8 protein-coding genes, 1 tRNA gene and 1 pseudogene are annotated in these 9,874 nt (G+C 71.4%); 4 read left to right on the top strand and 6 right to left on the bottom strand.

All coding sequences use genetic code 11. From position 1 onward, the window contains the following. Window positions 1–84 precede the first annotated feature (84 nt). A tRNA-Arg gene (locus PV721_RS36895) sits at window positions 85–156 on the top strand. A 135-nt stretch (window positions 157–291) separates the two neighbouring features. Here the strand turns inward: PV721_RS36895 and PV721_RS36890 are convergent. Both PV721_RS36890 and PV721_RS36885 read right to left on the bottom strand, forming a co-directional pair. Then, on the bottom strand, window positions 292–819 hold the full coding sequence (locus PV721_RS36890) for a hypothetical protein (RefSeq protein ID WP_319732208.1): 528 nt from the start codon (window positions 817–819) through the stop codon (window positions 292–294). A 384-nt stretch (window positions 820–1,203) separates the two neighbouring features. Beyond that, the gene (locus PV721_RS36885) at window positions 1,204–1,674 is read right to left on the bottom strand and encodes a hypothetical protein (protein WP_319732207.1); all 471 of its coding nucleotides are present in this window, start codon (window positions 1,672–1,674) and stop codon (window positions 1,204–1,206) included. 377 nt (window positions 1,675–2,051) lie between these two features. Here PV721_RS36885 and PV721_RS36880 point away from each other — a divergent pair, with 377 nt between their 5' ends. Beyond that, complete coding sequence (locus PV721_RS36880; protein WP_319732205.1) at window positions 2,052–2,456, top strand: hypothetical protein; 405 nt, start codon at window positions 2,052–2,054, stop codon at window positions 2,454–2,456. A gap of 19 nt (window positions 2,457–2,475) precedes the next feature. Here PV721_RS36880 and PV721_RS36875 read toward each other — a convergent pair. After that, window positions 2,476–2,730: pseudogene (locus tag PV721_RS36875) on the bottom strand (site-specific integrase); the annotation flags it as partial. Window positions 2,731–3,238: 508 nt separating this feature from the next. Between PV721_RS36875 and PV721_RS36870 the strand changes: the two are divergent. Together PV721_RS36870 and PV721_RS36865 are read left to right on the top strand one after the other, a co-directional pair. Beyond that, on the top strand, window positions 3,239–3,835 hold the full coding sequence (locus PV721_RS36870; RefSeq protein WP_319732201.1) for a DUF397 domain-containing protein: 597 nt from the start codon (window positions 3,239–3,241) through the stop codon (window positions 3,833–3,835). Further along, on the top strand, window positions 3,783–3,911 hold the full coding sequence (locus PV721_RS36865) for a DUF397 domain-containing protein (protein WP_319732198.1): 129 nt from the start codon (window positions 3,783–3,785) through the stop codon (window positions 3,909–3,911). Before PV721_RS36870 ends, PV721_RS36865 begins: the two co-directional genes overlap by 53 nt. On the opposite strand, the gene PV721_RS36860 is transcribed toward PV721_RS36865, so the two are convergent. The 3 genes from PV721_RS36860 to PV721_RS36850 all read right to left on the bottom strand — a co-directional run bounded on the left by PV721_RS36860 (window position 3,895) and on the right by PV721_RS36850 (window position 9,683). After that, window positions 3,895–6,375 carry a helicase-associated domain-containing protein gene (locus PV721_RS36860; RefSeq protein WP_319732196.1) on the bottom strand — a complete coding sequence of 827 codons (2,481 nt, stop codon included), beginning with the start codon at window positions 6,373–6,375 and terminating at the stop codon, window positions 3,895–3,897. The genes PV721_RS36865 and PV721_RS36860 overlap by 17 nt on opposite strands. A 540-nt stretch (window positions 6,376–6,915) precedes the next feature. Beyond that, window positions 6,916–7,299, bottom strand: coding sequence for a hypothetical protein (locus tag PV721_RS36855; RefSeq protein ID WP_319732194.1), 384 nt, complete (start codon window positions 7,297–7,299; stop codon window positions 6,916–6,918). Next, window positions 7,296–9,683 (bottom strand): AAA family ATPase, encoded by a 2,388-nt coding sequence (locus PV721_RS36850; RefSeq protein ID WP_319732192.1) that lies wholly within the window; start codon window positions 9,681–9,683, stop codon window positions 7,296–7,298. The genes PV721_RS36855 and PV721_RS36850 overlap by 4 nt, the downstream gene beginning before the upstream one ends. Window positions 9,684–9,874: the final 191 nt, after the last annotated feature.

The raw sequence follows: 9,874 nt of genomic DNA, 5'->3' as shown, positions 1-9,874 counted from the left end.
ACCCCCTCCGCCCCCGCAAACCCGTTCCTGATCACCCCACGGAAGCTGGTAGTGTTCAACCCGTCGCCGCAACACGGACGACGCGCCCCCGTAGCTCAGGGGATAGAGCAACGGCCTCCGGAGCCGTGTGCGCAGGTTCGAATCCTGCCGGGGGCACTCCAGCAGAGGCAGCGCGATCACGCCGCTGACCAGCTGAAGTGCCAAGCATGAAGGCCCGAACTCAGTCCAACTGAGTCCGGGCCTTTGTCGTTGCTACGCACTGCTCCCGTGTGAGGGACGTGGGGCCGCGCGTCAAGCAGACGCATCCCTGATCACCCGTCGCGCCCGCTCGTAGTACTGCTCCCGAGTCCCGTCGAGCCCACTGGCGTCCGGGCGCCTCGTCAGATTCGAAAGCGCTTCGGCAGTACCTCCCGCCCACTCCCCGTAAGCCTCGAAGAGCGCATTGGCTCTCTGCCGGAGCTCCAGGTCCGGCATGACTTCGATGACGGGCAAGGCGTCGTCGTGGTGCCGGCGGACTATGGCGGAGCACTCGTCGTACAGGAGGGTGGCGGCCAACGTGTCCACTGCCTCTGTCGCCTCACCGATCTTCGCCCTGAAGTCCTGGAGCATCTTCGAGATCGTCTTGGAAGTGGCGACCACCTGATCGCGGATGCGCTGCTCGTGCGTCAGTTTGGCCTCGTGCTCACGCTTCGCGGCCTCCTGGGCGTCGGCGTGCTGCTGCCTCCTCTGCTCGGTCCGCCCCGTGAAGTAGTGGTGATCCAGGCCGCCGCGGCCGAGCTGATGAGAACAGCTCCGGCAGAGATGGCTGCTGTGACCCACTGGCCGTCCTGCACCACCGTCGTGGTCACGTCGCCGGTCGTGGTCGTCGTCTGCCGGCCGCCGCACCCGGCTATGGCCACCAGGAACACCAACAGCCCTAATCGGCTCGCTGCTTTCGCATGATCGGCAGATTGGTGCGGGCCGCTGCTCGCGCTCACTAGACGAGTCATTCCGAAGTGATCGTGATCAGCTTGTCGATGGGCCAAGGGGCCATTCGATGGCCTGCTGCTGGCCCGTGGACATGCACGCCTCCTGCACCAAGGCGGGCTTTGCGTCCCTCGAGAAGCCGGCGAAGTAGATGATGCTCGCCGCACAATGGAGGCCGGAGCTGGTGCTGCTTGCCCCGGGCCGCTCACGGCAGCTGCCGAATCCCTCCCCGGGGTTTCAACTCAGCTGGTCGCGCACGAGATCAAGGAATGCCTGTCGGCTCGGACGGATGTGCGCCCAGACCTTCTCATCCTGTGGCTCTCCCGGGTCTTCGGGGCCCTTCCTGATCACCTCCTGTACTGCCCACGCGAGGCTACGTGCCGCTTCGCTGACCTCAGACGTGCACAGCACGTGGATCGTCTTCTGCATCACCCACACCCTGTCAAGGACCTGCCTTGCCCGGGCCTGCCACTGCTCGTCAGCCATGTTGTGGTGATGCCGATCCACCGCGACTCGTTCAGCTTCCTGCACCGCAGACAGAAATTCGACGAGGTGAGTGAGACGCTCGTTGCGGCGCGCCTCGGCAAGTTCACGAACACTGCGGCGCGCCTCGCCGCGTTCCAAGGCGCGTCCTGCCGAGCGTTGGGCCAGCATCGACATGAGCCCGCCGAGCAGGACGCCGATGAGCGGCGCAAGCGTTGTCCACACAACGTCCGATTATGACATCGATGGCATGAGCATGGCGCGGGGTTCGGGCAATATCGGGCCGGGACCGGGACGCGCAGACGGCCAGGTTGTCGCAGCCTTCGACAACGGCGGGCAGCAGACGGCGGAAGATCTGAGATCTTCGCGCTGCCCTGGGCGCTCTTGGCCACAGCGCGGACCGGGAGGTCCGGCACGGGCGCCCATGGCGGTGGCGTCCGGTCTCCCGAAGCTTGTCGGCCTGCTCAAGCCTGAAGCCGAGCAATCGGGCAGCCCCCTGCCGGCGGCCGGAGAGACAGACAGGGCGGCCAAGATCGTTCTGTGACGAATGACCTGGACGCCCTGCTCACCGCACTGTATGTGTGCCGATCTTGTGGTCCCTTGTGAACCCGAAGCTGGACGAGCGCGAGGTGCTGACGGCGATGTTGGATCGTGAGCCGGACACAGTCACCGACCGCCCCGGCCTGCTGGTGATCACGGACAAAGGCTTCGCCTCCAAGGAATTCGAGAGCGATCTGGCCATGCGCGGGGCAGAGCTGCTGCGGCCCTCGTTCAAGCGGGAGAAACGCCACAAGGGCGAGTCACTGCTGAAATCGGTGCGGCAACTGAACGAGTCGGTGAACGACACCCTCAAAGGCCAGCTCGACCTGGAACAACACGGCGGCCGGACCTTTGAGGGCGTCGCGGTCCGCGTCGCCCAACGCGTCCTCCCGCTGGCCGCAGCAATCTGGCACAACCACAAGACCGGACAGCCAATCACACGGTCCCTGATCGCCTACGACCACTGATCACTTCGGAATGACTCATCTAGGGTTCCGCCCACCCCATCGCCTTCGCGATCTTCGCGTTGTTCGGCTCCTCGTGGCCGTCGATGCAGCCTTCGTAGCGCTGGTGGATGACCTCCGGAGAGTTGCCGGCACGGCGGGCGACCTCGGCGACCGGGACTCCGGCGTTCAGCCAGTTCGTGATGCAGGTGTGCCGCAGGTCGTACGGCCGCCGCGCGAGCGGCGAGGCGGCCCGGTCGAGCGAAAGCGCGAATGCCCGGGCCTCCTGCCAGACCCTCCCACCCTCCACGCGCGTCGCCAAGTGTCGCGTTTGGTGGAACGCGCGCAAGGTTCCGACTCGGCGATGCATGTACGGCGTGAAACGCTGGACGAACACATTCGAATCCTCGGGCAGGAACACCCATTGAGCCAGAAGGTAATTGCATTTTCTGGATTTCGAGTGGGTTAGGCAGCCCGTCGGCGGCCCCGGGCGGGTGGTCTGACTGGTCGAGAACCCGAGAGGAGTGAGGGCGGCGATGTGCCGAAGAGAGCCTCCAAACAGCGTCCGTACTGTTCGGAGGGTCTTCTTGTGTTTGGCACCGTGGATACCCACAGACCAGATTTCGGGGGGACAACACCGTGGACGACCGGCTTCGCGATTTCGCGAAGGGATCACCGAATTTCGGGGTCCTCTACCAGCATCAGCCTCTGCTCTCTCTTTACGGCGCCTCGGCTGAGGCCGCGGTGTTCACTCACCCCCAACTCATCGCATCTGCGACAGCATCAGGACCTTTCAGGCCGAGCTTGTGCCGGGGCTGCTCCAGACCGCTGAGTACGGTCGGGCCGTCACCGTCGCCTCACGCGCGTGGCACAGCGCTGAGGAGGTCGACCAGTTCGTACAGGTGGGACTGGCTCGGCAGGAGCGGCTCGCCGGTGAGAGGAAAGTGGAACTCTGGGCCATCCTCGCCGAAGGCGTCCTCCGCCAGCAGGTGGGCGGCCCGACCGTGATGCGTGACCAGCTGGAACACCTCGCAGACATGGCGGAGCAGCCCAACATCACCGTCCAGGTACTGCCGTTCTCGCGCGGGGCGCACTCCGGTATGTTCGGGCCATACCTGCTGATGAGCTTTCCGCGGATCGCGGCACAGAGCCTCGTACTGACGGAGACTCCGACGGGCAACATCTGGATGGAACAGGAGTCCGAGGTCGCCCGGTACCGGAAGCTCTTCGACGATGCCCGTACGTCCGCGTTGCCACCCACGGAATCGCTCGGGCTGAACCAGGCCCACTCTCCCGTACCCGACCTCACCGAAGCGGCGTGGCGCAGCAGCAGCTACAGCGGCGGCCAGGGTGAGTGCGTCGAGGTCGCCGACGGCATCACCGGCCTTGTCCCCGTCCGCTGACAGCAAGCGGCCCGCCGGGCCCGTGATCGGGTTCGGGCCCGGCGCTTGGCAGGCGTTCGTCACCCACGTGTGCTGAGGAGCTGGGCTGCCAGGGTGCGGGCGCTGGCCGGGACGCCGCGGACGGGTTCGCCGTACCGGGGGTGGGCCTGGTCCAGGGTGGGGAGGAGGCTTCGCGCGCGTTCGGCCGGGGCGCGGTCGAGGACCGTGGTGCCCGTCTCGGCTTCCTGGGTGGGGGCGTAGCCGGCTGCGCGCAGGGCGGTGAGGGTCTCCTCGGGAGGGGCGGTGGAGATCAGGACGGTGGGGGCGATCCGGCGCAGGCGGAGTTTGGCCAGGCCGCGGGCCTGGGCGACCTCGGCGATCAGTGCGGTGTCGTCCGAGCGGATGCAGCAGGCGGAGCGGACGACCTTGAGCTGCCCGTGGGTGCGGGCGGTGTCCTTGATCGTGTAGGTCAGCGGCTGGGGCAGTGGGGTGCCCCGTTCGCTTGCCGCCGTGAGGCGGTCCAGGAGTTCGTCGGCGCTCCAGCCCGCGTCCAGGGCCCGGCGTACGGAGGTCGCGGTGATGCGCCAGACCACCGCGTGCCCCTCGGACTCGATGTCGCCGACGCTGGACAGCAGGTCGGCGAGGGCGGGCGCGGGCGCGCCGGTGACGGTGGCGGTCTGGTCGCTCTGGAAGCGGGCGGTGACGCTGGGCTCGGGCAGGGCTGCGTACAGGGCCTCGCGCAGCGCGGTCACGGCCTGGGCCAGGGCGGGGCGGTCGGTGAGGTCCTCGCCCAGGCCCTCGGAGCCTCGGGCGGCCGGGTCGGCGCCCGCTCCGGGCACGGCCGGGTAGTGGTGGGCGGCGCCCGCCTCCAGCAGGCGGCACAGGGCACGCCCGACGGGGGTGAGCGCACCGTGGGCGATCACGCCGAGCAGGGCCGCCTCCTCCAGGGTGGCGGCCAGCCGGTCGAGCAGTTCGTCGCCGCCGGTCAGTGTTCCGGTGTCGTCTCCGGCCAGGTGGGCGCGCAGAGCGGGCCGGAACCATGCAGCCAGGACGAGGAGTTCGGCGTATCCCCGCGCCTCCCCCGTGAGGCCCTGTCCGTCGGGGAGGGTGGCGAGAGCCCGCAGTACCCCGGTGCGCAGGGTCACGGCGTCCTCGTCGCTCGGGCTGATGAGCGCGACCGGGGTCTCGTCGGGGTCCGGCCAGTGGCTGAGGACTTCGGGGACCACCGCCCAGGCCGCCAGCAGCGGCAGCAGCTTGCCCGCGGGCGGGGCGGCGGCCCAGGCGTCGTAGCGGTCACTGGGCAGCAACCGGGCCGAGGGCTTGGGTGCCTTGGCGTTCCGGCGGCCGCGGGGGGCCGGGGCCGGCTCGTCGTCCTGGGGCGCGGCGAGCCCGGCGTTCACGGCGAGGTCGAGCCACAGCCGGGTGTCGGTCTCGTCCGCCCCGGCCGCCTTGGCCAGCCGCCGGGTGTCCCGGACGGCGATCCCGCCCGCCTTGCGGATGGCGACCGGCTGAGCGGCCAGCGCCCGCAGGACCAGTTCGGCCCGCCAGGCGGCGGCCGCGGCGGCCGTGCCGCCTTCACCTTCCCAGCCGGGCGGCAGTGGCGCGGTGGCGGTGAGCGGCTCCGGTTCCAGGCGGGGGCTGGGGGACGCACCTCCGTCGCGGAGTGCACGCGCGACTTCGTACGGGAGCTCCACCAGGTCGAACCCGACGGGGATCAGCAGCCCGCGCGCGGCCAGCCAGTCGGTGCCCTCGTCGCCGCTGCCGGCCTCCCGGAAGACGTACTTGGAGTCCGGGCCCGCGTACTGGCCCCCGTACCGGCTGACGAAGCAGTGGGTGCGCAGCAGCGGCGGGCCGGCAACCAGGTGGTCCAGCAGCTCCCGGGCGCGGGCCGGGGCGTCCGCCACCAGTGCCCGCACCCTGGCGGGATCGGCGAACAGGGCGGTGATCAGCTCCTGGGCCTGGTCGCGGGTACGGGCCGCGCCCTCGCCGAAGAGGTTCGCGGCGATCCGCTTGACCTCGGGGGCGTTGTAGGCGGAGGTCAGTAGCCGGTCGGCCGGGCGCCCGTAGCCGTCGAACCCGGCGGCCCGGACGTGCAGCAGCGGCGGCAGCGCCAGTTTCCCCTTGGGCGCGGGGAGCACCAGCGCGCGCTCCCGCAGTCGGGTGAGCGTGTGCTCCGCCCGCTGCCTCTTCTCCCCCGCCTCGAACCAGGCCAGTACGTCCCGCTCGGCCACCAGCCGGTCCGCGGGCTCCACCGGCGCCACGGGCCGGTGCTGCTGCCACGGATACCGGGGGCCACCCTCGGCATCGCCGCCGGCGGCAGGGCCGTGCCGCTCCAGAGCCAGCGCGGCGATGGAGGCCAGCAGCGCCAACTCCCCTGTCGTGCCTGCCATCAGGCCGTGGCCGACCGACTCGTCGGTGAGCAGGTGCTGGGCGAGCTCGGGGAGGGTGGTGACCCGCCGGTGCTCGGCGGCGAGCGGCAGATCCCGCTCTTCCAGCAGGGCGGTCAGTCGCTCGGAATCCAGGGTGCCGAGCCATTTCGCCAGGGCGGTGCGCGCGTTCACCCGGCCAGCCTAGCGTCGGCCGGCCATCCCGCAGGGGCGAACCAGCCGCGTCGCTTCACGCCGCCCCCCTCAGCGCCGGCGCAGGCGCCCGCCCGCGGGCCCGTCACCTTTGCCCCTCGCGCGCCGGGAGTACGTCGAGCGGACTTCCCGCGAGCCGGGGGGTCCCGGCCGGTACGGGAAAGGACGTCGGGTCGTCGGGAGGTGCTCCGCGTCCAGCTGGAACCAGGTCGGTCCGGTTCCGGCCTGCCGGATCATCACGGTGGTGTGCCAGGTGCCGTCCGGGGTGGTCTCCCGGAGCCGGCGGCGTCCGTACGCTCCTGACGTCCCGGTGGCGGAGTCGTGGTAGAGGGTCACACCTCGGGCAGTCGTTCCGCCCCTGGGCGAAGGCGTCGACGTCGTATTGCTTCGGCCGCTCCTTCAGCCATCTCCGCAGCCAGTCGTCGATCTGGCCCCGGTTCCGACGTGATCGAGTCCGCTGGTGACGACGATGCGGTAGTGGCGGGTGTCCAAGCAGTGCGGTTCCTTCCCTCCGTTCTGCCGTCACGGCCCGGTGAAGGTCGGCATGGCGTGGAGGAGGTCCGTGACGGCTCCGTGCCAGGCCTTCACCTCGGCCGGGGTGGGCGGCGGTTCGTAGGTGTGGTGGTGGCCGGCTGCGGTGAGGGCCCTCCAGACGGCGTACCACTGGCGGGCCAGGGCGGGGCTCACGTACGCGTCCAGGCAGAGCGCCTTGGTCCGGCCCCTGGCGTGGACCATGCGGGGGCTGACGCCACGCCAGAAGTCGTCCATGGCCTCGTCGAGGGCCAGTCGCAGCAGGGCGGCCGCGGCGCGGGCGCGCAGTGCGGGCGTGAGGGTGGGCTCGGTGCCGGGTGGGGGCGTGAGCAGGTCACCGGCGGCGGCCACGAGGTGGTGGGGGGACCGGGTCACCGGCGCTGCACCGCCCTGGCGAGCCGTTCGGTGTCCCCGACCAGGTCCACGGGGGCACCCGGCGGGGCGGGAGCCTCGCCGGCGCCGGGGTCGCACCGTTCGATCAGAGTGCGCGCCCACGGCCCGTGGTCCCGGGCGACCGCGGCGAGCACCTCGGCCGGCGCCATCCCGCTGTCGTAGAACGCGAGCGCGGCCAGCCCGGTGAGCTCGTACGTCCTGCCGATCCTCGCCTCGACCTCTTCGTGGCCGTGGCCGTCGGCGCGCAAGCGGCGGCGTGCGGGCTCCAGGTACGCGGCTTCCAGCGCTCCCCGGCACATCCGGGGCAGCACCCGGTCGGCGACGTCCTGCGGCACGTTGCGGTCGCCGGCCACGGCCCGGGCCTCGTCCAGCGCGAGGGAGACCGGGTCGTCGGTCCGGGTGACCCGTACGACGGAGCCGGTCCCACGGGAGACCTGCATGATCGTCGCGGGCGCGCGCAGTCGGCGGATGGCCGCCTGGAGCCGGGTGTCGTGGGTGAAGACGACCACCTGGCGGCGCAGGGAGCAGAAGTGGAGGACGCGGGCGAGTCCTTCGACCTTCTCCGGGTCCATGGACTGGACGGGGTCGTCGATCACCAGGAAGCCGAAGGGGCTGTCGGGGTGCGTGGCGCGCGGGAGGAACAGCGAGAGCGCGAGCGAGTGGAGCTCGCCCTGGCTCATCACACCGAAGGCGGGGGCGTCGACGGTGTCCACGGAGGCATCGAGCACGACCTTGCGCGCGGTGGCGGTGCCCGCGAGGCTGATCGAGCCGAGCGAGACGCTGCTGCGCTCGCACAGCAGTTTCCAGATGCCCTGCGACTGGTCGGCGAAGGGCCGGAGCCGTTCCTCGCGCAGTTCGTCAGTCACCTTCCGCAGCCATGCGCGCACGTCCTTGATCTGCTTGATCAGCGGCCGGGCCGCCTCCGTCGCCTCTGCGGCGCGCAGGCATTCGGCGAGGCGCAGGGCGAGGGGCTGCCACCGGCCGTCCTGCTCCGCGATCCGGTCCGCGGCCTCCTCGCTCTGCTGCCGGCACGCGTCGGCGAGCGTGGCCGCCACGCGCTCGATCCGGTCCGCGAGTTCGCGCGGGTCGGTGACGTCCCGGCAGGCGGCCCACTCGTCCCAGAGCGGGGCGAGCGGCGAGGCATCGCCCTGGAGCCAGCCCGGAACCGGCTGTACGAGGTCCCGTACGGCCCGCGCCGCGGCGTCCAGGCCCGTACGGGCGGTCTGCGCCTCGGCGGCTTCCCGCCGGAGCCGGTCGACCTGTTCCCGGGCGCGCCCGGACCAGCCCTCGTCGAGGCGGCTTTCGGCGCCGCACACGGGGCAGTCGGCGGACTGCGGGTGTCGGCGCCGGTGGTCCTGGGCGCGCTCCAGCAGTTCGATCAGCTGCCGGGCGTCCTCGGCGGTGGTGAAGCGCGCGTCCTCGGCAACGGCCGCGGCCTCCCGGAGCCGGGCGACCGCGCCGGCGACCTCGCGCGGGTCGGGGCCTTCGAGGCCGGCGAGGCGGCGCAGCCGGGCGAGTTCGGCGCCGTCCGTCGCGACCTGGCCCTTGAGCAGCGCGCGCAACCGGTCGAGGTCCGGCCGGCGTCCTTCGAGCGCCGCCACGGCCTCGGCGGCCCGCGGGTCGTCCGAATCCGACAGTTCGGCGGTCACGGCGCGGATCAGGTCACCGGCTCCCGTGACCGTGTCGGTGAGCTTCTTCGCGCGGGCGCGGGCTTCGTTGTCGGCGTCGCTGAGCAGGTCCAGGCCGAGGATCTGCGCGAGCGCGTCGTGCAGGGCGCTCATCCGCCCGTTGATCATCGCGCCGAGCTCGCTGTACGAGAGGAACGGCCGGTAGAGGGAGAGGTCTTCGGCGTCGATGATCTCGCGGGGGTCCTGCTCGGGCCCGCCGGGCCGGTGGACGACCGTGCGGGAGTCCTCCAGGCCGTCCCCGTGCCAAGTCCTCTGCACGGTCAGCGGATCGCCGGCGCCATCGGGGCACAGCTGTACGGACACCTGGGGGGCGGTGGGGTCGTGCAGGTTGCGCCAGCCCTGCTTCCAGATCTGGGTCCGGTCCTGCCAGCGGAAGTTGTCTCCGGTGAGCACCATCTCGGCGGCCTCGGCGAAACTCGACTTCCCCGACCCGTTGCGGCCCGCGACGACGGTGAGGCCGGGGCCGGGTTCGAGGTCGAGCGTCGCGGCCGGTCCGATCCCGCGCCAGCCGGCGGCCGATATCGATCGCAGGTACAGCGGCCCGGCCCGCCCGGCGCTCCTGGCCCGCGCCTCGGGCAGCAGCCCGGCCACGAGCTGCTGCGCCGCGGGGGTCAGCCCGGACGCCGCGAGGCGGCCGAGTAACAGGTCGCGGAGGGAGGACTGGGGCTGGTCACTCACGGCGGCTCCTTACGAGGGCACGGGGGCGGTGTTGATCAAGCTGCTCGCCCATGGTGCCCGAGCCCGCCGCCCCCGCGGGGCGGAACCGTCCAGCGCGCGCTCGAAGCCCCGGCGGTGATTTCCCGCCGTGCCCCGGCGCCGCGGTTCCGGTGGTCTGTACGAGGGAGGTGGGGCGGGGTCTGTGGGTTTGG

The sequence above is a fragment of the Streptomyces sp. MB09-01 genome, assembly GCF_033794505.1.
In the GTDB taxonomy this organism is placed as follows: Bacteria; Actinomycetota; Actinomycetes; order Streptomycetales; family Streptomycetaceae; genus Streptomyces.
Note: the sequence above shows the minus strand (reverse complement) of the source record. Positions and strands in the feature narration are given on the sequence as shown.